Here is a 23,460-nt window from a genome sequence, read left to right on the forward strand (position 1 = left end):
CTACAGTTGTTGATAACGCTGCCGGATCCGCTGCCTGAGCACGGAAACCAGTGTATTGACCAAAAAGGTTAACACCAGCAACAGCAAGGCTGCCAGCAGCAGGACTTTCAAGTGGCTGGAGCCTACTGCTGCCTCTGGTATTTCCAGGGCCAAACTGGCCGTCAGGGTGCGCATACCTTCAAAAGGATCAAAGCCAAGCAATGGTGTATTGCCCGTTGCCATGATTAAAATCATGGTTTCTCCGAGCGCCCGGCCGAGCCCAAGCAACACGGCTGCCAGAATACCCGGTGCGGCCACCGGCAATACCATACTACTTAATGTCTGCCAACGGCTGGCTCCAAGTGCCAGCACTCCTTGTGTCAGCGAAGAAGGCACCTGAGAGACCACTTCTTCCGTCAAGCTAAAAATGCAGGGGATCACTGCCAACCCCATCGCCATGCCGATAATCAAAGCATTACGTTGCTGATAATCCATACCCTGACTGGCCAGCCAGAGCAGCAAGCTGCCATCGAACCAGGCGTGCTCCAGCGCAGGAGCCAGCATAAAAGCCATCAAAATACTCGCTACCAGCGACAGCACCAACAGAGCGCCTGGCTGTTCGGCTTGTTGTTGTTGCCGCTGTCGCCAGTGAAACCAGAGTCCACTGCACAGCACCAGCACTGATGGAACCAGCACCAGCAACACAAAAAACAACATCAATTGTTGCTCCAGCCAGGGCGCCAACAAAAAAGCCGCAATAAAACCCAGGATCACCGTTGGCATGGACTCCAGCATTTCCATGGTGGCCCGGGTTCGGTAACGCCAGCGCTCCGGCAGATAAAAGGCCGTAAACACCGCAGCCAGTATCGCCAAAGGGGTCGCAAACAACATGGCATAGCCAGCAGCCTTTAAAGTCCCTGAAGTAAGCGGCACCAGCGATAAACGCGGATTGCTATCATCCGCTGCAGCAGCGGTTTGCCAGACATAAGCAGCTTCACGCCGGCCTTCGTAATGCACTGCAGACCACAATTGCCCCCCTGCTACCGCCGGGTGCTGCCATTGTAGCTGGTACGCCTTGCTGTGCCCTGAGGCCCAGTCAAGTCGCATTCGTTGGCGATCTTCACTCAAATGAAGGTGCTGCAAGGGTGTCGCTGGCAGCCGCAACTCTGCAAGGCGTGTACCGGTTGTTGCATGATACCAATGCAAGTGCCCCGGATGCAGACTAAAAAAACTATCGGCCGACACAGGGATCAGAGCCCGCAATTCGGCCTGGCGCAGAGCAATCCCTGGCCGGGCGATCAACTCCTGATGCAAGCGAAACCAGGAATGCACCTGTGCATACTGATCCGCCACCAACAAAGTACGGCTGCCTGTTAACATGGTAGCGGCTTGCCAACTGGTAAGCCCCAACTTGCCCTGCAGCTGGAGCTGCCAGTCATCACCCACCCGAAGATACCAGCGAAAATATCCATCGGCCTGCAGCAGTACCCGCTCATCCCATCCATTGTCCAGCCACAGCGAACTGCTATCAGGCGTGCTGCTTTCGCCATCGATTGAATAGCTGAAGGACATTGCTCCCGATGCTGATGACCCAGGCTGGGCACTGATTTTTGCTGGCTGAAACAATGGCCACACCTGCCAGAGTAAAAAAATAAAGATCATAGCAAAGGCCAATAATACACTGTAGCCAACCAAAGTGACTGCTAGGCGGCTGATGCAATCACGACTCTTTCTAGTCCACATGCACCAACTCCTTCAATCGTTGCAACAAGCCAAGCCGGGTTTCAAGTGGAATGGGTTCGAAGCCATGTTGCTCTGCCAGTTGCTGTCCGGTATCGGATAACACCAGCTGCATAAAAGCGAGCTCGGTAGCGCCAAGCCCCATCACCGGATGCGCATTCAGATAAATGAACAAAGTTCGCTGCAAAGTCATCGGCTGTTGATCCTGCCGCAACAGCTGCAACGCTTTCACTGCAGAACTCTGGTGACGGGCTCCGGCAATACCGATGCCATTTTCCGCCAGGGCTACGGCCTGAATGACAGCTGCAGCACCGGGTAACTCATGCACCTCCGGCTTGAAATCGCCATGACAGAGCAGTTGTTGTTTTAAAAAGCCATAGGTACCGGACGCAGAATTGCGCCCAAACAAGCTAATACGGCGTTGACCGAGCGGTGGGGCAACCCCTAGCTCAGCCCAGCGACTGATGCGCCTTACTGACCGACACTGAGGTTCAACTGAAAACAGCGACTCCAAGTCATTCATTTTTATGGCGTTAAGTGGATTGTTGCGATGCACATAGACTGCCAGAGTTTCCAATGCGACGGGTATTTCCAGGGGCGGGTAGCCATGCATCCGCTCAAAGCGAAGACGCTCGGTGTGGGTCATGGGCCGACTCATCGGGCCAAGATTGGCCGTCGACTCCGTTAAAGCCACCGCAGCCGTAGCCGAGCCACTGGCCTGAATTTGTACATTCAGCTCTGGGTGGTGCTGCATAAACTGAAGCGACCAGGCTTGCATCAAACTGTTCAGACTGTCCGAGCCGGTAGAGCTCAGATTACCAGAAAGCCGCCCTGCCTGAACGGGTGCTGCCACGCCATCATCAGCAACAGCCGGAAACAGAACAAAGCAAAGCACAGCGACTAAACAATGAGCAAGGAGCATGCTCCCGATATGCTGGTTCAAATACCGTTATCTCCCGAGCTGGACCTGGCTGCCAAAGGCCCCCATCTCAAACACAGCAGCGCTGTTAGGGTCATGTTGCTATAGTAGCACTGATACCTAGCCTTGTTGACCTTTATGCTACTGATTTTGTAAGCTCTGGCGTGCATCACTACCAAAGCGCATCGACTAGAACAAAAAAATCTCGGAGCTGACTTTTATATTTTCGTGACAGGTCTACACTTAGGTCACGGAACCATGTTCCTAATAACTAATACAACGACTACAATCATCCCCATACTGACGCTAATAAAAGGAATCGCTATGAAGCAGTTGGTCCTGACCGTCATAGGACGCGATAAATCCGGCCTGGTAGAACAACTGGCTACCGTGGTCAATCAACACAATGGCAACTGGATGGCCAGTAATCTCAGCCACCTGGCGGGTTACTTTGCCGGCATTGTTCAACTGGAGGTAGCTGACACTGACCTGGCCGAATTAACAGAGGCATTGCAAGCCATTTCCGATCTGGACATTCATATCCACCATGGCATTGACAGCGCTGGTCAAAATCAGCAATTACTGAAGTTCGTCATTACCGGCAATGATCGCCCCGGCATCGTGCGCGAGCTGTCTTCAGTCATTAAGCACAAGGGCACCAACATCATCCACTTTGAAAGCTCCAAGCAAAGTGCACCGAATTGGGGCTCGCCCTTATTCAATGCCATTGCGACCGTCGAGCTGGCGCCTGGTTTAAGTAGGGACGAAGTCATTGCTGCGCTGGAAGCCATCGCCACCGATGTGGTGGTAGATGTGGAAGTAGCCAGCTAATAATGCTAGTCCTGCCTAGTGCCCAGCTGGGCACTTATTTTTACAGCGGCCTCTGGCCGCTTCATCCAATTGTCATAAAACTGCCATAGAGTAGTGCCATAGCTGTCAGGAGCCCCGCTATGGATACTCATCATACTTTATCTGAAATACCGCACGTCCCGATGATCCCACGTGAACTCAGCTGGCTGTCGTTTAACGGCCGGGTGCTGCAGGAAGCCGCCGACACCCGCAACCCGGCCATTGAACGACTGCGCTTTTTGGGGATTTACTCCAACAATATGGATGAATTCTTCCGGGTACGGGTCGCTGATGTCAAACGGCGTATCCTGCTTAAAAAGTACCAGGCCAGTCCGGATGAAGATGCCGAACAACTGCTGCAGGACATTCAGCAAAAAGTCATTGAGCAGGGTGAGCAATTCAACCAAATCTACAAAGATATTCAGCTGGAGCTGCGCAAGCACAGCATCGAGCTGATTGATCACAGCCGCCTGACCGAACCGCAAATCGACTGGCTGCGCAATTACTTTCGCAGCGAAGTAAAAAAGCATATCTCGCCGATTATCCTTAGCAATGAGGAACAGCGACTGGCCCGCGCGCTGGAGGACAATACCACCTATCTGTTTGTCGAAATGAGTGGCCAGGGCAAGCCCGAATACGCCATTGTCGAAGTGCCTACTCAGGAGCTGTCCCGCTTTGTTGAGCTGCCACTGGAACTGAATACCCGCAAGAAGAATGGCCATTACCGCCGCCAGTTGATGCTACTGGATGATATTTTATTGCTGTGCCTGGCCGACTTATTCAGTGGCTTTTTCGAGTTTGAGCAGATCCAGGGCTATTCGCTGAAAATGACCCGGGACGCGGAATACAACATCAGTGATACGCTGGATCAAAGCTTGCTGGACAAAATGTCCAAGGGCATCCGGCAACGCTTAAAATCCGAGCCGGTACGGTTGGTGTACGACAAAGATATGCCGGAAGCCATGCTCAAAGTACTTCGCAAGCAACTAGGTACCAGTTCAATGGACTCGTTAATTGCCGGCGGGCGCTACCGCAATTTTAAAGACTTTATCAGTTTTCCGAATATGGGCCACCACAGCCTGGAATTTGCTACCCAGCCGCCTTTGCCGAGCCAAGAGTTTGAACAGTACGCCACCAGCTTTGATGCCATTCGCACCAGTGATATTTTACTGCATTACCCTTATCAGGATTTTGGCTATTTTACCGAGTGGATCCGCCAGGCTTCCTTTGATCCCAAAGTCAGCAGCATCAAGCTGACCATGTACCGGGTCGCCAAAAACTCACGGGTGATTAGTTCGCTGGTCGATGCGGTGCGTAATGGCAAAAAGGTTATTGTGGTGGTGGAGCTCAAAGCACGCTTCGATGAAGAAAACAACATCAACTGGTCACGCAAGATGACCGAGGCCGGTATCCATGTGGTGTTCGGACTCACCACGTTGAAAATTCACTCCAAGCTGTGTTTAATTACCCGGCTCGAACGCGGCAAACCGGTACGCTATGCCCACATTGGCACCGGCAACTTCAATGAAAAAACCGCCCGCATTTACACCGATATGAGCTTATTCACCTGCCAGCCAGACATTACCGCGGAAGTCGATCAGGTGTTCGAGTTTATCGAATACAGTTACCGGGCCTATCAGTTCAATCATCTGATTGTCTCTCCGACATGGAGCCGGCCGCGTTTAATTGCGCTGATCCAACGGGAAATCGGTTTTGCTACCACGGGCCGTAAAGCCGAAATCATCCTCAAAATAAACAATCTGGTGGATAAAGACATCATCGCCCTGCTGTATCAGGCCAGTCAGGCCGGGGTAAAAATCCGCATGATCATTCGTGGCATGTGCTCGCTGATCCCCGGTGTGCCAGGGCTGAGTCAGAACATCAAGGTGGTCAGCGTGCTGGACCGCTACCTCGAGCACAGTCGGGTGTATGTGTTTCATAATGGTGGCGAGACCGAGGTCTATATTTCTTCGGCCGATTGGATGACCCGCAACATTGACCACAGAGTCGAAGTGGGCGTGCCCATATACGATTTACGCTTAAAGCAGCAAATCCTTGACATCCTGCACATCCAGCTCAAAGATAACGTCAAAGGTCGGCTGCTGGATGCCAGCCAGAGTAACAGCTACGTGAAGCGTGGCAATAAGCGCAATATCCGCTCGCAGCAAGCCACCTACGACTATCTGGCAGCGCTGCAGCACGATGTGCCAGCAAGGACACCCGATTGAGCCAAGCAACTACCTATTTTCCATCTGAACCCAACCTGATGGCCGCGGTCGATCTGGGTTCGAACAGTTTTCACCTGGTGATCGCCCGGGAGATTGATGGCGACCTGCAATTGCTGCACCGTGAAAAACAAAAAGTCCAGCTGGCGGAAGGCCTAACCAGCGAGCTGATCCTGAGCGAAGCCGCCATGGAGCGAGGCCTGAGCGTGCTGCGCCAGTTTGCCGATACCTTGTCCGGCATTGCGCCTGAGGCCGTTCGGGTGATTGCCACCTTCACCTTACGCCGTGCCAGAAACAGCCAGACTTTTCTGCGCCGCGCCAACCGCTTTTTCCCCTACCCGATTGAAATTATTTCCGGCCAGGAAGAAGCGCGCTACATCTATCAGGGGGTGGCGCATTTCGAGCATGCCAGCAATCGCCGGCTGGTGATGGATATTGGCGGTGGCAGCACCGAATTTGCCCTTGGTGAAGGTTTCGAGGTACTGCGGCTTAGCAGTCGTAATATGGGGTGTGTCAGCTTTGGCGCTGAGTTTTTTGCCGGCGGCAAACTCAGTGCCAAACGTTTTGCCCGCGCTATAGTACAAGCAGAGCAGGAACTGGAGTCCGTGGCCAGTGGCTTTAAGAAAACCGGCTGGCAACAGGCGTTGGGCACCTCAGGCTCGGTCAAAGTGCTGCGTGATATTTTGCAGCAACAGCTGCAAACCGATGGGGTACTGCGCCTGCCCGACTTGCTGCAACTGCAGCAATTACTGCAAAGCTCCGGCCACACCTCTCATCTGCAGTTGGCAGGTTTGAGTGATGACCGCCGCCAATTGCTGGCACCGGCCCTGAGTATTGCCATTGCCGCTTTTCAGATGCTGGATATCCGCGAGATGCACTATTGCGATGCTGCGCTGCGCGAAGGGGTGCTGAATGAAATGCGTGAGTGTCGTTATGAGCAGGATATCCGCCAAAATACCATCAGCAGTTTGCAACGACGTTATCAGGTAGACGACAGCCATTGCCAACGACTGGAGCGCACTGCCCGGCAACTGATCAGTCATTGCCAGACCGACTGGCAGTTAGCCAGCACAGAAATACGACTCTTGCTCTGGGCCTGTCAGGTGGTGGAAATTGGCTTGCAGATTAACTCCTCCGGCATTCAGAAGCATTCTGCTTATATTCTGCAGCATGCCAACCTGCCGGGTTTTAATCAGGAACAACAGCAAGTGCTGGCCTTTTTGGTGCGCTTTCACCGCCGTAAGCTGAAAGGCTTCAGCCTGCCGCAGCTGTATCTTTTCCCTTCGCATCAACTGTTACGATTACTGGTGTTGTTGCGCTTGTCGGTGCTGCTGAATCAGAAACGACTGGATGACTGGTTGCCGGAACCTGAAATCCAGGCCAGCGAGTGCGGCCTGACACTAACCTTGCCAACCGACTGGCTGGCACAGCAACCGCTGCTGCAAGCGGATCTGCAGCAGGAGTCCGACTGGCTTAGCAAAGTCGGCTTTACGCTCACCCTACCTTTGAACTGCCCGGAGTGATGCCATGACAGAACTGTGTCGCTGCCCCTGGCTGGATACCAGCAAAGCCGATTATGTTGCCTACCACGATACCGAGTGGGGCGTACCGCTGCTGGATGATGACAAACTGTTTGAGTTTTTAACGTTGGAAGCTGCCCAGGCTGGCCTGAGCTGGTACACGGTACTGAAAAAGCGGCCGCACTACCGCACCGTCTTGGCAAACTTTGATGCGCAGCAGGTGGCTCGCTTCAGCCAACACCAGATTGAACGACTGCTGCAAGACCCCGGCATTATCCGTAACCGGCTGAAAGTGGAAGCAGCCGTCAACAATGCCCGCTGTTTTTTGGCCATTCAGCAAGAATTTGGCAGCTTTGCGGCTTATCAGTGGCGTTTTGTCGATGGTCGCCCTATTGTCAATGCCATTCGTGGCCCGGCAGATTACCGCGCCACCAGCAAAGCATCCGATGCCTTTAGCAAAGATTTAAAGCAACGTGGTTTTAAATTTGTCGGTTCCACCACCATCTACGCCCATATGCAGGCGTGCGGCATGGTCAATGATCACAGCCTGGATTGTTTTCGCCGTGAACAGATCATTGCAACTTACCGGCAGCTTGGTCTGGGCTAAGTGCATTCTCTGCCGCCAAACTGAAAGAAAAACTGCTGCCAGCACCTGGCTCACTGAAAATAAGCAAGCGGCTGTTATGACGCGACAGTACATGCTTCACAATGGCCAGCCCTAAGCCACTGCCCCCGGTAGCACGACTTCGGGCCTGGTCGACCCGGTAAAAACGTTCCGTCAGCCGTTTCACATGTTTTGGCGCTATGCCTTCTCCATTGTCATTGACCGAGAATACCGCCTTGGTGTGCTGGCGTTGCCAGCTAACTTTGATCTCACCGCCAGGTTGCGTGTATTTAATCGCATTGCTGATCAAGTTTGAAAAAGCACTGCGCAGCTCATCCTCACTGCCCTTTACCAGCAGTTGCTCATCAATCAGAAAGCTGATCTGATGATTTTTATCCCGGTTCAGCGATTGCGCTTCCTGCTCGAGGTAATGCAACAACCCAGGAACCTGTACAATACGATCATGCTGTACAGGCCCTGATGCTTCAATGCGCGATAAAGCCAGCAACTGCTGCACCAGTGCCTGCATCCGCAGCGTCTGATCCAACATCACCGGGTGGATTTTCTGCCACATGGCTTCATCCGGCAACTGACCTGGTTCCAACATTTCCAGATAGCCTTGCACCACAGTCAATGGCGTTCTGAGCTCATGCGATACGTTGGCGACGAAGTCTTTGCGAATTTGCTCCAACTGCTTAAGTTGCGTGATATCCCGCACGATCAACAAAAACTGATGCTCGCCATAAGGCACAAAACGAAACTCCAGCACCAACTCTTCAGGGTGATGCGCGGTTAATACCAGAGCCTCTTTAAAATCTTGCCGATGCAAGTACTTTTGGAACTCGGGATGCCGCACCAGGTTGTCAATGCGTTGACCTTCATCCTGTGGCCAGCGTAAACCAATCAATAGTTGCGCCAGTTTATTGCACCAGACGATGCTCCACTCATCACTGAGCACGACAATGGCTTCCGGCAAAGCTTCAGCCCCATCCCGAAAGCGACGGATCCGCTCTTGCAACTCTTTTTGTTTGCGCCTGGATTTACGCTGCTGGTAATAGACGCCATCAAAAATTTGCTGCCAGCTCCACCAGCCATCGGGAGGGGTCAGCTTGCGGTCACGCCAAAGCCAGCGATCCATCATAAATAAATGTTTGTAATGCCAGAGCAACAGCATCAATGCAGCCAGCAGCATGCCTTCAGTAGCACGCCCCCAGATGCTACCAAGCAGGGCAGCGAAAGAAAATAAGCAAGCGAGCCGGAACAGGATCGCTCGTTTGGATAATAAAAGGCGCATGCTTGCTGCTAACCTGCCTTATTTCAGGGAAAAACGATAACCGGAGCCGCGTACCGTCTGGATCAAACGATCATGACCGGCCGGTGAAATGGCTTTCCGTAAGCGGCGGATATGCACATCCACGGTGCGATCTTCCACATACACATTGGTGCCCCAGACATGATCCAGCAGTTGCTCGCGGCTGTACACCCGCTCCGGATGCGTCATAAAGAAATGCAACAAACGAAACTCGGTTGGGCCCATATCCAGCGCTTCTTCTTTGGCACTGACCCGGTGCGATACCGGATCCAGCTTTAAGCCTTGTACTTCAATCACATCATCCAAACTGGTGGGCGATACCCGGCGGATCACCGCTTTAATGCGGGCCATCAGCTCCTTGGGCGAGAACGGTTTGGTGACATAATCATCAGCGCCAACTTCCAGGCCTTTGACTTTGTCTTCTTCCTCACCGCGGGCGGTGATCATAATGATAGGAATTTGCCGGGTCAGTTCGTGTTGTTTCATTTTTTTGGCAATCTGAATGCCGCTGCCCCCTGGCAACATCCAGTCCAACAGCACCAAATCAGGGTATGGCTCAATCAGTGATTCCAGAGCCTGATCAACATCTTCAGCTGTTGATGTCTGGTAGCCATTTTGCTCCAGCACAAAACACAACATATCCCGAATCGGGGCTTCATCTTCCACCACCAGTACTCTACGTGACATACTCTTTCCCACCTGCTAAGTTCCTGAGTATGTATATTATCTTCTTTCATTATGACAGATTTATGAAAAAACAAAACCAAACAAAAAATATACATTTCCAGCAACATAAATGCAGCTGCATAAAAAAAGCCCTCCGGTAAGGAGGGCTAAATCCAGGGTAACAGGAAACAGCAGGATTAGAAGTTGTAAATCAGGCCCAGGGAAAAACCTGAGCTGTTCTCACCAGCCAGAGCTGGTAAACGGGTATCACGGCCACCACTGGCGATAGTGAAAGCTGCAGCATCGTCGTTTGAAGTCAGGCCATAGACCGCATACATGGTCAGAGCGCGACCAAAGTTGCGATCTACACCAATGGCCAACATGCTGGCACCAGAGTCCGTCAGGTCGTTTTTACCGGCCTGATAGAACTGACCACGCAGGGTGTAATCTTCGATTTTGTAGCTGGCACCGATGCCCCACACAGTGCGGTCACCACCCACCAGGTTGCTGGCATTTTGGTACAAAGCGGCAACTTTCAATTGCTTGCTCACATCGTAGCTGACACCCAGACGCAAGGCATTTGGATCATCACCAGCGGCATTTTCATAGGTTTCATAGGCAATGGCAGCGTACAGGCCATTGGCATTGTAAGTGAATGAGGTGCTGTATGACTCACGGTCGTTATCGACAGTAGCATTCTCTGCATTGTGCGGCGTGTACTGAAAATCAAAAGTAAAACCATTCATCGCCGGGCTGCGGTAGTGAATACCGTTGCGGTACCGGTTATCAAAGCTCATGCCAGGGCCACTGGTGATGTTACGGGCATCACCAACACGATCACCAAACATATCGGTGCGGCTGCGAATGGCTTTTAATGGCGTATCGAAGAAACCCATCCGCACCAAACCAAAGTCACCACGCAAGCCAAGGAATGAATCGCGGGTCGCAAAGCTGCCACCGCTTTGGTCGTAACGAATGTTTTGTTCCAGTTGCATGACTGCAGTTAAGCCTTCTGCCACTTCAGTGCTGGCAGCAAAACGCAGACGACTGGAGTTGCTGGACAGATTCAAACCACTGTCCACGCCATCGTTCAGGTGATCTACCGACAGATGGGCACGACCTGATACTTTTACATTGATGTCATTTGCCAACGCTGGCACTGCACATGCAGAGACAACAGCAGCGGCAAGTAAAGATGTTTTGATGGTTTTCATTCGGAACTCTCCAGACCTTATTATGGATGTCGACTTGTGTTTGCTGGCGTTATTATCAAAGCAGGAGATGACACTAAAATGTCTTTTCAATGACAGTTTGATGACAAAAGGGCCCGAAGGCCCTTTTATTGCAGGAAGAATTCAAAGCAGCCCCGTTATTTACGGCCTTTATCGACCACAGCTTCTACTTCTTCTTCGGTCAGATGGCTGACGTTCTGCCCTTTAGCAATAAAGATGCTGAATTCGCAAATATTCTGCGCATGATCACCAATCCGCTCCAGCGCCCTAGCCACCCAGATCAGATGCAGGCCACGGGTAATTTGGCGCGTATCTTCCAGCATGTAGGTGAGGTTATGACGTAAAATACGGCCATAGTCGTGATCGACCAGCTTATCTTGTTTCAGTATCGCCAAGGCCAGCGCAGCATCCATTTCTTTAAATGCTGATAGCGATTGCTGCAACATGTGCAGTACCTTATCCCCCATCATTTCAATGTCTTCGAGCTGTGCTTCAGTCGGGCGCTGGCATTCTTCATCCAGCAGCTGTTTGGCGATGTGCTCGGCCTGATCACCAATCCGCTCAACATCGTTGATGCTTTTGAGCACGCCAACGATTAAACGCAAATCACGGGCCGCCGGCTGACGACGGGCAATGATTTCCAGGCAATGTTCTTCAATACCAATTTCGTGGGTATTGACAGTACGATCAGTCTGAATCACTTCCAGTGCCAAGTCACGGTCGCCTTTAATAAAAGCTTTGATGGCATCACGGAGCTGTTGCTCAACCAAGGCGCCCATAGTAAGCAAGCGGTCGACCGCTTCGTTTAATTCATCGTCGTACGACTGGGAGTAATGTCCGGTAATTTTATTCATCATCAATGTCCTCTGATCCCGCCTGTTTAGCCGTAACGGCCGGTAATGTAGTCTTCGGTTCGCTTGTTTTGCGGGTTGGTAAAGACCTCGTTGGTCGGCCCTACTTCCACCAGCTCCCCCAGATGGAAAAAGGCGGTGCGATCCGAGACCCGGGCCGCCTGCTGCATGTTGTGCGTGACCATCACGATGGTGAAGTTGGTTTTCAGCTCATCAATCAGCTCTTCAATAATCGAAGTGGCGATTGGATCCAGTGCAGAGCAGGGCTCATCCATCAAAATCACCTCGGGGCTAACCGCTATAGTACGGGCAATGCACAGGCGCTGTTGCTGCCCCCCGGACAAACCGGTACCCGGCTGCGCTAATCGGTCTTTTACTTCGTTCCACAGGCCGGCTTTACGCAGGCTGGACTCGACGATGTCATCCAGATCCGATTTTTTGCTCGCCAGACCATGCAATTTCGGTCCATAGGCGATGTTGTCGTAAATCGATTTTGGAAAAGGGTTTGGCTTTTGAAACACCATGCCAACCTGAGCACGCAGCTGCACCACGTCCAGTCGTGGGTCGTACATGTTCTGGCCATCCAGTTCAATCAGGCCGGTCACCCGGCAGCTGTCGATGGTGTCGTTCATCCGGTTCAGGCAGCGCAAAAAGGTCGACTTGCCGCAGCCGGATGGGCCGATAAAGGCCAATACCTCGTTTTTCGCAACATCCATGTCGATGCCTTTGATGGCTTCGCTCGCGCCATAAAAGACTTTGACATCGCGGGCTTTCATCTTCAATTCAGTTTGTGCATTCATCGCCAGGCCTGCTGTTAAGTTCGGTTGTTCTGTAAGTACGCTTGCATTGCGTTGATCTGTTATATCGCGTGTCATAGTTACCACCGCCGTTCAAATTTTTTCCGCAGCCAGATGGCCAGGCCATTCAAACTGATCATCATGGTCAGCAGCACGATAATGGCGGCTGAAGTACGGGCTTCAAAAAAGTTACGCAACTCGTTGCCCTGCCAGAGGAAAATCTGTACCGGCAAGGCGGTTGACTGCTCAAAAGGAGTAGCCGGCACACTGGCCACGAAGGACTTCATGCCAATCAGCAGCAGCGGTGCCGCTTCTCCCAGAGCCTGGGCAACCCCAAGGATGGATGCTGTTAGAATGCCAGGAATGGCCAGCGGCAGCACATGATGGAAAATGGTCTGCATCTTGGACGCACCCAGGCCAAGCGCTGCCTGGCGGATCGAAGGCGGAATGGCTTTTAGCGTTGAGCGGGTGGCAATAATCACCGTCGGCAATGTCATCAGCGACAGCACCAAACCACCCACCACAGGTGCTGACATTGGCAAATTAAACCAGCCGATAAAGACCGAAGCCCCCAGCAAACCAAAAACGATGGAAGGCACCGCCGCCAGGTTGTTGATGTTCACCTCCACCAAATCGGTGATTTTGTTACGTGGGGCAAACTCTTCCAGGTAGATGGCTGCGGCCACACCCATTGGAACGGCCAGCAGCATCACAATCAGCATCATAAAAAGCGAGCCCATAAAGGCACCAGCCAAGCCAGCTGAGGCCAGTGAGCTGCGCGAGTCCGGGTTCATAAAAAGGGCAAAGCTGAAACGGTTTTGAATCACACCCGAGGCATAGAGCTCATCAGCCCACTGCCGGACAATAGGTGACAGCTGCTGCTGATGATCCGGCAAACTGCGATCGATGTTGCCTTTTAACCAAACATCGACGTTGGCATCGGTTAATAGATTCAGCCGCCGGGTCTGGCCGATGATGGACGGATCGTCAATCACCATATCCCGCAGGGCAAAACGCTCGCCGGAAGTCACCATACGGAGTACCTGCCGGCGGTGCTGGTCGGCATCCGGCAGCACTTGCATCAAGGCATCGGAAATAATGCGGTTGAAGTTGATCATGCCCACTTCACTGCGCCAGGCCAGATCGCGCTCACGGAAAGCATTGTCGCTCTCGCCACGCTGCTGCACTGGCTTGTCGCTGATTTGCAAAATGGCCGGATCAAAATGAATGTCCAGCGTGATGCTGGCCTGCCAAAATGCCGGTAAGCCTTTGGAAAAAATATTGATAAATAGTAGCGCTACCAATGCCAGGCTGATCATCACAGCCGTTAACCCGGTAAAGCGGAACAGGGTTTCCTGCCGGTGCCGGCGGGCCAGCGAAGCCGCTACTTTTTGCTGCACAGCACTTTTTGCTGGCTGTGCCGGAGCCTTTTCAGTCAAAGTCGTCATGGCTTACTCGTACTGTTCACGGTATTTACGGACAATCACCAGGGCTACCACATTCAGCAGCAGGGTGATCACGAACAAGGTTAAACCCAGCGCAAAGGCCACCAGCGACTGCGGGCTGGAGAAATCGTTATCGCCGGTTAACTGGTTAACAATGGTCACGGTCATGGTGGAGACCGCCTCAAACGGATTAGCCGTTAATGAAGGACTATTGCCTGCCGCCAACACCACGATCATGGTCTCGCCAATGGCCCGGCTGGCTGCCAGCAAAATGGCACCGACAATGCCCGGCAAGGCCGCCGGCAATACCACCTTGCGGATGGTTTCCGATTTGGTCGCGCCAAGACCCAGGGAGCCATCGCGCAAAGATTTCGGTACCTGGGTGATGATGTCATCCGACAGCGACGAGATAAATGGGATAATCATAATGCCCATCACTACCCCAGCGGTCAGTGCTGAAGTGGCGCGGATATCCAGCCCCAGTGTCTCGCCCATCTCAGATAAAAATGGCCCGACCGTAACCAGTGCAAAGAAGCCATACACGATGGTCGGAATGCCGGCCAGCACTTCGATAATCGGCTTGGCGGTGGCACGGAGCTTGGGTGATGCATACTCCGCTAGGTAAATCGCCGCCAACAGCCCCAGCGGAATCGCCACCAGCATGGCAATGCAGGCAATCATAAAGGTACCAGCCAGCAGGGGCAGCATGCCAAAACTACCCTGATCACCGGTTAAGGAGCCTTCCCCTACCCCCGAAGTAGAAAAACGCGGGTTCCAGGTGGTGCCAAAGAAAAAGTCCATCGGGCTAACAAAAGAGAAGAAGCGCAGCGACTCACCGACCATTGACAGCACAATACCGATGGTGGTCAAAATGGCCACGGTGGAACACAGCACCAGAGCGGTTTTGACCACTTTTTCAATCTGGTTGCGCGCCCGGTGTAGTGGCGTAATGGTCCGGTAGCTGTACAACATACCGGCCGACGCCACCGCCGCCATCAGCGCCAGCATCAGACCATTGCTGAGCTGACGGGTATCGCGTAAAAAGGCTGCCGCCTGTAATTCCCAGTCGGCCGCTTCACTGACCACGCCAAAGTTAGCGGCCAGATTGCCGATGCGACGCAGCGCTACCCGCAACTCTTGCGGATCCTGCGTGATGGCGTCCGGTAATTGCGCCGTCAGCAACTGCTGAATGGCCCAGGGCGAGCCCCAACTCCACAACAAAAAGACAAAAAAGGCCGGTAAAACTGCCCAAAGCCCCACCATCACGCCGTAATGGTGCGGCCTGGAATGCATTCTCTGGGTAGGGTGTTGTCCGGCAACCTGTCGGGTTCGTACCAGACCTAGCTGATAGGCGATGGCCATTAAGGCCAACAGCGCCATCATCAGGGTGAGATTACTCATGCGAGCTCCATGTTACAGCGACAAATTTCAGCTGCAGGCAGTGTAAAAGATGAAGATGACAGAAATATGACAAAGCCACCTGCAAGAGGTGGCTTTGTGGCTATCTAAATAAACGCTCTTATTGTGCTTTCAAGGCAGTACGGCTGCGGATGGTTTGCACCACTTCGGCACGCTCATTGTCCGCCAGTGGGATCAGACCGGCTTCTTCCAGCGGGCTACCAAAACCAGCGTTGCCTTCAGACACGAAGAACTCAGCAAATTCCTGCAAACCTGGGATCACGCCGATGTGCTCGCCTTTTACGTAGAAGAACAGTGGGCGCGATACCGGGTAGGTACCAGCGATGATGTTGTCGATGGTAGGTACTACGCCAGATACCGTTGCGACCTTGATGCGGTCACGGTTAGACTCGTAGAAGCTCAGACCAAACACACCGATAGCATCACGCTGTGCTTGCAAACGGGCCAGCGTTTCGGTGTAGTCACCAGCGATTTCGATGATACGACCATCGGTACGCATCGCCAGACAGAAGTTGTTGCGCTCTGAGCGCTCCATCGCCTGCACTTCAGTGAAGGTATTGCAACCAGCCAGAATCACGTTCTCTTCGTACACTTCACGGGTACCGTGGTTAGAGCCCGGGATGGCCAGAATGATTTCCTGATTTGGCAACGAGCTGTCAATCTGGTTCCAGCGGGTGTATGGGTTGGCAACCATACGGCCGTTTTGTGGCACTTGCGCCGCTTGCGCCAGGAATACATGCTCAGGTTTCAAATGAAAGTCACCAGCATCAATGCGCGAGGCAAAAACGATACCGTCGTAACCGATTTTCACTTCAATCACTTGATTGACGCCGTTTTGATGGCAGTTGGCCAACTCATTCGGGCGGATTGGACGTGATGAGTTTGCTACGTCGATGGTGTTGGCACCCACACCCTGACAGAACTGGCGCAGACCACCGCCTGAGCCGCCAGAGCCAACCACAGGGGTACGAAACTGTGCGAAGTTGTTGCCGAACTCTTCCGCAGCAATGGAAGAAAATGGCAATACAGTGGATGAGCCTGCCACCTGAATGGTGTCACGAGCAGCCTGGGCACTAAAAGCTAAAGTCAGAGCAGCAGCGGTCAGAGCTACCTTGGTCAGTTGGTTCAGTTTCATAATGTTGTCCTCGTCGGTATGTAAGTGGTTATCAACGCGCTTAGTCTGCAGCGCTTTTATGTCAGGAATATGACAAAATAAATTTTTACGCTTTAAATTGTTGCCAACCAGCTGCTAGCTGCTCAGCTTGCTGATTCAGCTCACTACTGGCCATGGCCGCATCGCTCGCAGCGGTAGAGAGCTGAGCAATTTCATGGTTCAGTTGGTGAATGTTTTCCGCCGTACTGATAGCCACTTGCTGCTGCTCGTCGGTGGCGGTAAATATCTGCTGCGTCACCGCCATCATGCCGGCAATGGCCTGACGAATGTCGTCAAAGTGCTGCTCACTGCGCTCTGCCAGGCTCACGCTAAGGTCCGTTTGCTGCCTGGCAGTCGCCATGGCCTGAGCGGCAGAACTGGCTTGCTGCTGCAACTGTTCAATCATGCTGCGTATAGACTCAGTGGCCTGATGGGTATTGGCAGAGAGCGTCCTAACTTCATCGGCTACCACCGAAAAGCCGCGCCCGGCTTCGCCAGCCCGCGCCGCCTCAATGGCAGCATTCAGTGCCAATAAGTTGGTTTGCTCGGAAATTTTTCGAATGACATCCAGCACTTTGGAAATTTCATTGGAGTCTTGCTGCAGTTTCAGCACCACCTCCGATCCCAAGTTAACCTGGCTAGCCAGTTGCTGAATAGTCTGCATGCTGTGTTGCACCACCTGCTGACCGGTATCGCTGAGCGCTCCGGCTTCCGTAGCTTTATCAGCACCACTTCGCGCCAGTTCAGCGACCTGCCGGATTGCCATGCTCATTTGCTCGACTGCAGTAGCCAACAAGTCGGCCTGACTGGCCTGAGTTTGAGTACCTGTGCGAATATCGCTGCTGCTGTGTTGCACCTGAAGCGCCTGGGCATTGAGCTGATTGGAGCCCTGTGATAAATCCTGGATCAGCTGCTGCATATGGCTGAGCATGGTATTGAGTGCTTTGGCTGCAGTGCTTATCTCATCCTGTCCCTGCTCAGGGGCCCGCAGGCGCAGATCGGAGCTGGCAGCAATCTGTCGCAGCAATTGGCTCAGTCCATCCAGTGGCTTGCGAATGGAGCCTTGGATGACCCAGATAAACAGGCTCATCAGCAGCAATAAAACAGCGCCACCCAGCAAGTAGGCCAGACTGAGCCGTCTTGTCAGTAAGTCGGCATCATCCCGCACCAGTGCCGCAGCAGCGATTTGCTGCTGCACAAAAGCATCCACCACAGCACCAAAACCACTGATGTGCTGCTCGATTTCATTGTTGACGGTCGACTCATTCAGAATGCGTACCAAGAGCGCATCGGTACCGGCCGGACTTAACCACTCGCGGTACTTGGCCATGGCAGCCGCGAAACCATGATCAAGCTCTGCATAGCCATCTTCAGCCAGCTCTGGGCGCATGGCGCTAAAAGCGCGCCAGTGTTGCTCCGCCTGCGCTAAGTAGCTTTGCACCTGCTGGTCGGTGGCTTCGGCAGAGGCCCAGCCGGTGCGGTACTGGCGAATCGGTGCCAGCGCACTTTGCTGCAGCAGTTGCTGTGCGCCCATCACATCGGTGAGTATGGCCAGATGCTCGTCGTACAACTGGTGGAAATAACGATCTTTAGTGCTGGCAACCCAGAACGAGGACAACAACAACAAGACGATAAAAACAAGCGGGATCCCTCCCAATAGCAACATCCGTGTCCTGATTTTTAAACTGGACACCATCTATTTGCTCACTATGTACAATCTGGGTGACCCGATCCTAACGTCATCAGATGGCATTTTTATGACAATAACATCACCAACAGCGTCACTGTCATCAAACTGTCATTTGACATTCGAAATTCCATATATATGATTTGATGCATATCCAATACATGGAGACAGCCATGACTGCCAGCAAAAGCATCATCTTTATTTGTACCGAAAACTCAGCCCGCTCTCAGTTGGCAGAAGCCTACTTTCGCGAACAAGCCGGTGATCGTTTTATGGTGGCAAGTGCCGGCACAGAGCCAGGTCAAATCGACCCTCGGGTCTTCAGCACCTTAGAGGCCAGGCAGATTCCAGCCAACACCTTACGCAGCAAGCCCTTGAGTGAGTTTTCAAATCACCATTTTGATTATGCGGTGCTGCTGTGTGACAAAGCCAGGCAGGAATGCGTGCATCAGCTGAATGCAACGGAAATTTTAAGCTGGGACTTTGAAGATCCGAAACCGAAAAAAGGCCAGAAACCTTTTGATGTGGTGCTGAATGAATTATCCGAGCGCATCAAGTACTTTTTATTGTTTCAGGACAAGTGAGCCAACCAGCATGCAACCTTTAGCACTTTTTAAAGCCCTGTCTGATGACACCCGACTACGTATTTTACTGCTGATTGTGCAAGAGCAGGAGCTTTGCGTCTGCGAACTGACTTGTGCACTTGGCTTGTCGCAACCCAAAATTTCAAGGCATCTGGCCTTGCTGCGCCAGTTAGGCATTCTGAGCGACCGCCGCCAGGGCCAGTGGGTGTTTTACCAGCTGCACCCGGAGCTGGATGACTGGGCGCAGACCATCTTGCAACACACACTAAGTGCCAATCAGAACTTGCTCACCCACAACCAGCAGCAACTGGCGCAAATGGGCGATCGCCCCGAGCGCTCCAGCCAATGCTGCATTGCCTCTTGCTAATTTTTTTAAGGAATCATTATGACCATCAAAGTAGGAATCAATGGCTTTGGCCGGATTGGCCGGCTGGCCCTGCGCGCAGCCTTCGACTGGCCTGAGTTTGAATTTGTCCGCATTAATGACCCGGCAGCCGATGCCGCTACCTATGCCCACCTGCTGAACTTCGATTCGGTGCATGGCATCTGGCAGCACAATGCCACGGCCGATGCCGACAGCATGCTCATTAATGGCAAGCGGATTGCGGTGACTAGCAACAAAACCATCGGCGATACCGACTGGTCGGATTGCGATCTGGTGATTGAAGCCTCCGGCAAGATGAAAACCGTCGCTGCGCTGCAGGCTTACCTGGATCAGGGCGTCAAACGCGTGGTAGTCAGTGCCCCGGTAAAAGAAGCCGGAGCGCTGAATGTGGTGATGGGCGTGAACCATCAGTTATTCGACCCTGCCACACACCGTATTGTTACTGCTGCGTCCTGCACCACCAACTGCCTGGCTCCGGTGGTAAAAGTGATCCATCAATCGCTGGGCATTAAGCATGGGTCCATCACCACCATCCATGATTTAACCAATACCCAAAGCATTATGGATACACCGCACAAAGATCTGCGCCGCGCCCGCGCCTGTGGCAGCAGCCTGATCCCAACCACCACCGGCTCGGCTACGGCCATTATCGAGATTTTCCCCGAGTTAAAAGGTCGCTTAAACGGCCATGCGGTGCGGGTGCCACTGACCAATGCCTCCTTAACCGACTGCGTGTTTGAAGTGGAGCGCGCTACCAGCGCCGAAGAAGTAAACCAGTTGCTGAAAACCGCTGCCGAAGGTGAGCTGAAAGATATTCTGGGCTACGAAGAGCGGCCCTTGGTATCCATTGATTACAAAACCGATCCGCGCTCCAGCATCATTGATGCCTTATCCACCATGGTGATTAACGGCACCCAGGTGAAGATCTACGCCTGGTACGACAATGAATGGGGCTATGCCAACCGCACGGTAGAGCTGGCAAAAATGGTTGGCCTGAGCGATCAGGCCAACAGCAAGGTCGGAGCCTGATACCATGCTGAGCCAGCTTAGCCCTCACATTCGCCAGTATTTGGTGGTCACCGGTAACTATTGGGCCTTTACCCTGACCGATGGCGCTTTGCGCATGCTGGTGGTGCTGTATTTTTACAGCCTGGGCTATGATGGTCTCAGCATTGCCATGCTGTTTTTGTTTTACGAGTTTTTCGGCGTGGTCACCAATCTGGCAGGCGGCTGGCTGGGCGCCCGCATTGGCCTGAACAAAACCATGAACATCGGCCTTTTGCTGCAAATTCTGGCGTTGTCGATGCTGCTGGTACCTGCCGAGTACCTGCTGGTGCCCTGGGTGATGGCGGCGCAGGCATTGTCGGGCATAGCCAAAGATCTGAACAAGATGAGTGCCAAAAGCAGCATCAAGCTGCTGGTGGCCGATGCCGAGCAAAGCACCCTGTACAAATGGGTGGCGATTTTAACCGGCTCAAAAAATGCGTTAAAAGGGGTCGGCTTCTTTCTGGGTGGCCTGCTGCTGGCGCTGATTGGCTTTTGGTGGGCCATCTTTGCCATGGCTGCCATGCTTAGCCTGATCTGGTTGTGCAGCTTATGGCTGCTAAAACGCGATCTGGGCAAAAGCAGTTACAAACCAAAATTCCGCGATATGCTGTCGAAAAGCCGTGCCATCAATTTATTGTCGGCCGCCCGGCTGTGTTTATTCGCCGCCCGCGATGTGTGGTTTGTGGTGGCCTTGCCACTGTTTCTGGCCAGTCAGTTCCAATGGGATCACTGGCAGGTCGGTGGCTTTTTAGCGCTGTGGGTAATTGGCTATGGCGCCGTGCAAAGCCAGGCCCCACGACTAACCGGTAAAGCCAAAAACCGTACGCCGGATGGCAGGCAAGCGGTGCTTTGGGCGTTGCTGTTGTGCGGTCTGCCAGCTGCCATTGCGCTCAGTATCGAACTGAACTGGCAGGTTGGCCCCATGCTGATTGGCGGCTTGCTGCTGTTTGGCGCTGTCTTTGCCATCAACTCATCCTTGCACAGCTATTTAATTGTCAGCTACGCCGGGCGCGATGGCGTTTCGCTGGATGTCGGTTTTTACTACATGGCCAATGCCATGGGCCGCTTATTGGGTACTGTGCTGTCGGGCTGGCTGTATCTGCACTTTGGCCTGGCGGCCTGCCTGTGGGTGTCGAGTGCTCTGTTGGTGAGCACAGTACTGATTTCGCTGACACTGCCCAGACAACAACCAGAGCACACCGAGTCGCCGTAACAGCGACGTTTACTGCTTGCTATTCACCAACCAACTGCTAAAATTACTGTATATTTAAACAGTCATTTTGGTGGTACGGATGGCAGCAACCCCTCTTTTTGCCAGTGAGCAGCGCCCGGAGTGGCTGGGCGCTCCTACAACCGATGCTGGCCGTGCTTTACCGATGTTTTTAAACACGGTAGCAGCCGGTTTTCCATCACCAGCACAGGATTATCTTGAAAGCAGCCTGGATTTGCATGAGCTGCTGATCAAACACCCGACCGCCACCTTTTTTGTTCGCGCCCGTGGCGATTCGATGCGGGGCGCTGCTATTTTCGATGGCGATATTTTACTGGTCGATCGTGCGCTGCAGGCACAGCATCAGGACATTGTGATTGCCAGTGTCAATGGCGATATGACAGTCAAACGCTTGCTGCTAAAGCCCGAACCGATGCTGCAGGCTGCCAACCCGAAATACCCGTCGATCCGGCTGGATGACAGCCTCGATTTTGAGGTATTCGGCGTGGTCAGCAGCGTGATTCATCAACTGAAGCGTTAAGCCATGCCAGTCACCCTCACTACAAAGCGCTGCTTTGCGCTGGTGGACTGCAATAACTTTTACGCTTCCTGTGAGCGGCTGTTCCGGCCGGATTTAAAGCAGAAACCCCTGGTGGTGCTATCGAACAACGATGGTTGCATCATCGCCCGCTGCGCGCTGGCCAAGCAACTGAGCATTCCGATGGGCGCGCCCTTTCATCAGATGAAGGCGCTGCTGAAGCAGCATCAGGTGGCGGTGTTTTCCTCCAACTACGCACTCTATGGCGATCTGTCCAACCGGGTGATGCAAACCCTGGAGCAACTGGCACCGAAAGTGGAGATTTACTCCATTGATGAAGCCTTTCTGGAGCTATCTGGCCTGGATTTCTGCCAGAACCTGACCGACTTTGGTCAGCAGGTCCGGTCCACTATTTATCAACAGCTTGGCTTGCCGGTGTGTGTTGGCATAGCGCCCAGCAAAACCCTGGCCAAACTGGCCAATTACGCCGCCAAGAAATACCCGCAGTTTGAGGGGGTGCTAGACCTGACCGAACCGCACAAACGACTGCATATCCTGGCCAGAACACCGGTGCAAGAAGTCTGGGGTGTTGGCCGCAAGCTGGCCGAACGACTGCAGGCCATGAATATTGATACCGCCCTGCAGCTGGCACGGGCTTGCCCACAACAGATCCGCAAAAAGTTCTCGGTAGTGCTGGCCCGCACCGTCAATGAGTTAAATGGCATCGCCTGCCTGACCTTGGATGAAGTGCAAGAGCCCAAGCAGCAAATTATCAGCAGCCGCAGCTTTGGTCAGCGAGTCAAAGCAAAAGCTGAGATGCAGCAAGCCATCACGCTGTACATCAGTCGCGCCGCCGAAAAGCTACGAGCCCAGCATAGCCTGGCGCGCCAGCTCAGTGTTTTTATTCGCAGCAGCCGCTTTGAGCAAAAATCCCGGTTTTTCGGCGATCAGGCCAGCCTGGAGTTGGAGAGCCCCAGCAACGACAGCCGGGTGTTGCAACAGGCTGCGATGCAGCTGCTGGATCGTATCTGGCGGGATGGCCCGGCCTATGCCAAAGCAGGCGTAGTGCTGAGCGATCTGTGTGCGGTGCAAGGCTTGCAAAACAGCTTATTCACACCACCTCCCTCTGAACGCAGCCAAAGGCTGATGGCTACCATCGACCAACTGAACCAGAAGCACCGTGGCAGCGTATTTATCGCCCGCCAAGGCAGGGATGGCAACTGGCAGATGCAGCAACAATTTCTGTCCCCGGCCTACACCACACGCTGGGATCAGTTGCCTGAGGTATGCTGAGTTTC

The 23,460-nt window shown here is 53.2% G+C and carries 21 protein-coding genes; 10 read left to right on the forward strand and 11 right to left on the reverse strand.

Going from position 1 to position 23,460, the window contains the following annotated elements; genetic code table 11:
* Both BLW37_RS12745 and BLW37_RS12750 read right to left on the reverse strand, forming a co-directional pair.
* Positions 1 to 1,722: an ABC transporter permease subunit gene (locus BLW37_RS12745; protein ID WP_091343449.1), complete on the reverse strand. Its 1,722-nt coding sequence runs from the start codon at positions 1,720 to 1,722 to the stop codon at positions 1 to 3.
* Entirely contained in the window at positions 1,712 to 2,641 is a 930-nt protein-coding gene (locus BLW37_RS12750; RefSeq protein WP_091343451.1) for a substrate-binding domain-containing protein, read from the reverse strand. The genes BLW37_RS12745 and BLW37_RS12750 overlap by 11 nt, the downstream gene beginning before the upstream one ends.
* Before the next feature lie 321 nt (positions 2,642 to 2,962).
* On the opposite strand from BLW37_RS12750, the gene BLW37_RS12755 reads away from it, so the two are divergent.
* The 4 genes from BLW37_RS12755 (at position 2,963) to BLW37_RS12770 (ending at position 7,839) form a co-directional block, all read left to right on the forward strand.
* The gene (locus tag BLW37_RS12755; RefSeq protein WP_091343453.1) at positions 2,963 to 3,469 is read left to right on the forward strand and encodes a glycine cleavage system transcriptional repressor; all 507 of its coding nucleotides are present in this window, start codon (positions 2,963 to 2,965) and stop codon (positions 3,467 to 3,469) included.
* 119 nt (positions 3,470 to 3,588) lie between these two features.
* Complete coding sequence (gene ppk1 / locus BLW37_RS12760) at positions 3,589 to 5,715, forward strand: polyphosphate kinase 1 (RefSeq protein ID WP_091343455.1); 2,127 nt, start codon at positions 3,589 to 3,591, stop codon at positions 5,713 to 5,715.
* Positions 5,712 to 7,235, forward strand: a complete 1,524-nt coding sequence (locus tag BLW37_RS12765; protein WP_245785730.1) for a Ppx/GppA phosphatase family protein — start codon at positions 5,712 to 5,714, stop codon at positions 7,233 to 7,235. The genes ppk1 and BLW37_RS12765 overlap by 4 nt, the downstream gene beginning before the upstream one ends.
* A gap of 4 nt (positions 7,236 to 7,239) precedes the next feature.
* Complete coding sequence (locus BLW37_RS12770) at positions 7,240 to 7,839, forward strand: DNA-3-methyladenine glycosylase I (protein ID WP_171907618.1); 600 nt, start codon at positions 7,240 to 7,242, stop codon at positions 7,837 to 7,839.
* Here BLW37_RS12770 and phoR read toward each other — a convergent pair.
* From phoR to BLW37_RS12815, 9 genes are all read right to left on the reverse strand, one after another.
* Positions 7,805 to 9,130 carry a phosphate regulon sensor histidine kinase PhoR gene (phoR, locus tag BLW37_RS12775; RefSeq protein ID WP_091343456.1) on the reverse strand — a complete coding sequence of 442 codons (1,326 nt, stop codon included), beginning with the start codon at positions 9,128 to 9,130 and terminating at the stop codon, positions 7,805 to 7,807. The two genes, BLW37_RS12770 and phoR, sit on opposite strands and share 35 nt — an antisense overlap.
* A gap of 18 nt (positions 9,131 to 9,148) precedes the next feature.
* Complete coding sequence (gene phoB, locus BLW37_RS12780; RefSeq protein WP_091343458.1) at positions 9,149 to 9,835, reverse strand: phosphate regulon transcriptional regulator PhoB; 687 nt, start codon at positions 9,833 to 9,835, stop codon at positions 9,149 to 9,151.
* Between the two features lie 176 nt (positions 9,836 to 10,011).
* Positions 10,012 to 11,028 (reverse strand): porin, encoded by a 1,017-nt coding sequence (locus tag BLW37_RS12785; RefSeq protein ID WP_091343460.1) that lies wholly within the window; start codon positions 11,026 to 11,028, stop codon positions 10,012 to 10,014.
* A gap of 155 nt (positions 11,029 to 11,183) precedes the next feature.
* On the reverse strand, positions 11,184 to 11,903 hold the full coding sequence (gene phoU / locus BLW37_RS12790; protein WP_091343462.1) for a phosphate signaling complex protein PhoU: 720 nt from the start codon (positions 11,901 to 11,903) through the stop codon (positions 11,184 to 11,186).
* Positions 11,904 to 11,926: 23 nt separating this feature from the next.
* Positions 11,927 to 12,697 carry a phosphate ABC transporter ATP-binding protein PstB gene (gene pstB / locus BLW37_RS12795; RefSeq protein WP_245785740.1) on the reverse strand — a complete coding sequence of 257 codons (771 nt, stop codon included), beginning with the start codon at positions 12,695 to 12,697 and terminating at the stop codon, positions 11,927 to 11,929.
* A gap of 77 nt (positions 12,698 to 12,774) precedes the next feature.
* The gene (pstA, locus tag BLW37_RS12800) at positions 12,775 to 14,142 is read right to left on the reverse strand and encodes a phosphate ABC transporter permease PstA (RefSeq protein WP_091343466.1); all 1,368 of its coding nucleotides are present in this window, start codon (positions 14,140 to 14,142) and stop codon (positions 12,775 to 12,777) included.
* 3 nt (positions 14,143 to 14,145) lie between these two features.
* Positions 14,146 to 15,540, reverse strand: coding sequence for a phosphate ABC transporter permease subunit PstC (gene pstC, locus BLW37_RS12805; RefSeq protein ID WP_091343467.1), 1,395 nt, complete (start codon positions 15,538 to 15,540; stop codon positions 14,146 to 14,148).
* Between the two features lie 118 nt (positions 15,541 to 15,658).
* Positions 15,659 to 16,693: a substrate-binding domain-containing protein gene (locus tag BLW37_RS12810; RefSeq protein WP_091343469.1), complete on the reverse strand. Its 1,035-nt coding sequence runs from the start codon at positions 16,691 to 16,693 to the stop codon at positions 15,659 to 15,661.
* Between the two features lie 85 nt (positions 16,694 to 16,778).
* Positions 16,779 to 18,407, reverse strand: a complete 1,629-nt coding sequence (locus BLW37_RS12815; RefSeq protein ID WP_091343471.1) for a methyl-accepting chemotaxis protein — start codon at positions 18,405 to 18,407, stop codon at positions 16,779 to 16,781.
* Positions 18,408 to 18,571: 164 nt separating this feature from the next.
* Between BLW37_RS12815 and BLW37_RS12820 the strand changes: the two genes are divergently transcribed.
* The 6 genes from BLW37_RS12820 (at position 18,572) to umuC (ending at position 23,455) form a co-directional block, all read left to right on the forward strand.
* Complete coding sequence (locus BLW37_RS12820; protein WP_091343472.1) at positions 18,572 to 18,982, forward strand: arsenate reductase ArsC; 411 nt, start codon at positions 18,572 to 18,574, stop codon at positions 18,980 to 18,982.
* 10 nt (positions 18,983 to 18,992) lie between these two features.
* Positions 18,993 to 19,349 carry an ArsR/SmtB family transcription factor gene (locus tag BLW37_RS12825; protein ID WP_091343474.1) on the forward strand — a complete coding sequence of 119 codons (357 nt, stop codon included), beginning with the start codon at positions 18,993 to 18,995 and terminating at the stop codon, positions 19,347 to 19,349.
* A gap of 18 nt (positions 19,350 to 19,367) precedes the next feature.
* Entirely contained in the window at positions 19,368 to 20,396 is a 1,029-nt protein-coding gene (locus BLW37_RS12830; protein ID WP_091343476.1) for an ArsJ-associated glyceraldehyde-3-phosphate dehydrogenase, read from the forward strand.
* Positions 20,397 to 20,400: 4 nt separating this feature from the next.
* The gene (gene arsJ, locus BLW37_RS12835) at positions 20,401 to 21,627 is read left to right on the forward strand and encodes an organoarsenical effux MFS transporter ArsJ (protein WP_091343477.1); all 1,227 of its coding nucleotides are present in this window, start codon (positions 20,401 to 20,403) and stop codon (positions 21,625 to 21,627) included.
* Between the two features lie 79 nt (positions 21,628 to 21,706).
* Positions 21,707 to 22,165 carry a translesion error-prone DNA polymerase V autoproteolytic subunit gene (gene umuD / locus BLW37_RS12840; RefSeq protein WP_091343479.1) on the forward strand — a complete coding sequence of 153 codons (459 nt, stop codon included), beginning with the start codon at positions 21,707 to 21,709 and terminating at the stop codon, positions 22,163 to 22,165.
* Between the two features lie 3 nt (positions 22,166 to 22,168).
* Positions 22,169 to 23,455, forward strand: a complete 1,287-nt coding sequence (umuC, locus tag BLW37_RS12845) for a translesion error-prone DNA polymerase V subunit UmuC (protein WP_091343480.1) — start codon at positions 22,169 to 22,171, stop codon at positions 23,453 to 23,455.
* Positions 23,456 to 23,460 lie beyond the last annotated feature (5 nt).

Origin of the sequence: Alkalimonas amylolytica (genome assembly GCF_900107845.1) — a bacterium.
Lineage (GTDB): Bacteria > Pseudomonadota > Gammaproteobacteria > Enterobacterales > Alteromonadaceae > Alkalimonas > Alkalimonas amylolytica.

Excerpts from the sequence above, each read along its gene's own strand:
- BLW37_RS12745 (WP_091343449.1), bottom strand. The coding sequence starts at position 1,722 with ATGTGGACTAGAAAGAGTCGTGATTGCATCAGCCGCCTAGCAGTCACT.
- BLW37_RS12750 (WP_091343451.1), bottom strand. The coding sequence starts at position 2,641 with ATGCTCCTTGCTCATTGTTTAGTCGCTGTGCTTTGCTTTGTTCTGTTT.
- BLW37_RS12755 (WP_091343453.1), top strand. The coding sequence starts at position 2,963 with ATGAAGCAGTTGGTCCTGACCGTCATAGGACGCGATAAATCCGGCCTG.
- ppk1 (WP_091343455.1), top strand. The coding sequence starts at position 3,589 with ATGGATACTCATCATACTTTATCTGAAATACCGCACGTCCCGATGATC.
- BLW37_RS12770 (WP_171907618.1), top strand. The coding sequence starts at position 7,240 with ATGACAGAACTGTGTCGCTGCCCCTGGCTGGATACCAGCAAAGCCGAT.
- phoR (WP_091343456.1), bottom strand. The coding sequence starts at position 9,130 with ATGCGCCTTTTATTATCCAAACGAGCGATCCTGTTCCGGCTCGCTTGC.
- phoB (WP_091343458.1), bottom strand. The coding sequence starts at position 9,835 with ATGTCACGTAGAGTACTGGTGGTGGAAGATGAAGCCCCGATTCGGGAT.
- BLW37_RS12785 (WP_091343460.1), bottom strand. The coding sequence starts at position 11,028 with ATGAAAACCATCAAAACATCTTTACTTGCCGCTGCTGTTGTCTCTGCA.
- phoU (WP_091343462.1), bottom strand. The coding sequence starts at position 11,903 with ATGATGAATAAAATTACCGGACATTACTCCCAGTCGTACGACGATGAA.
- pstB (WP_245785740.1), bottom strand. The coding sequence starts at position 12,697 with ATGAATGCACAAACTGAATTGAAGATGAAAGCCCGCGATGTCAAAGTC.
- pstA (WP_091343466.1), bottom strand. The coding sequence starts at position 14,142 with ATGACGACTTTGACTGAAAAGGCTCCGGCACAGCCAGCAAAAAGTGCT.
- pstC (WP_091343467.1), bottom strand. The coding sequence starts at position 15,540 with ATGAGTAATCTCACCCTGATGATGGCGCTGTTGGCCTTAATGGCCATC.
- BLW37_RS12810 (WP_091343469.1), bottom strand. The coding sequence starts at position 16,693 with ATGAAACTGAACCAACTGACCAAGGTAGCTCTGACCGCTGCTGCTCTG.
- BLW37_RS12815 (WP_091343471.1), bottom strand. The coding sequence starts at position 18,407 with ATGGTGTCCAGTTTAAAAATCAGGACACGGATGTTGCTATTGGGAGGG.
- BLW37_RS12820 (WP_091343472.1), top strand. The coding sequence starts at position 18,572 with ATGACTGCCAGCAAAAGCATCATCTTTATTTGTACCGAAAACTCAGCC.
- BLW37_RS12825 (WP_091343474.1), top strand. The coding sequence starts at position 18,993 with ATGCAACCTTTAGCACTTTTTAAAGCCCTGTCTGATGACACCCGACTA.
- BLW37_RS12830 (WP_091343476.1), top strand. The coding sequence starts at position 19,368 with ATGACCATCAAAGTAGGAATCAATGGCTTTGGCCGGATTGGCCGGCTG.
- arsJ (WP_091343477.1), top strand. The coding sequence starts at position 20,401 with ATGCTGAGCCAGCTTAGCCCTCACATTCGCCAGTATTTGGTGGTCACC.
- umuD (WP_091343479.1), top strand. The coding sequence starts at position 21,707 with ATGGCAGCAACCCCTCTTTTTGCCAGTGAGCAGCGCCCGGAGTGGCTG.
- umuC (WP_091343480.1), top strand. The coding sequence starts at position 22,169 with ATGCCAGTCACCCTCACTACAAAGCGCTGCTTTGCGCTGGTGGACTGC.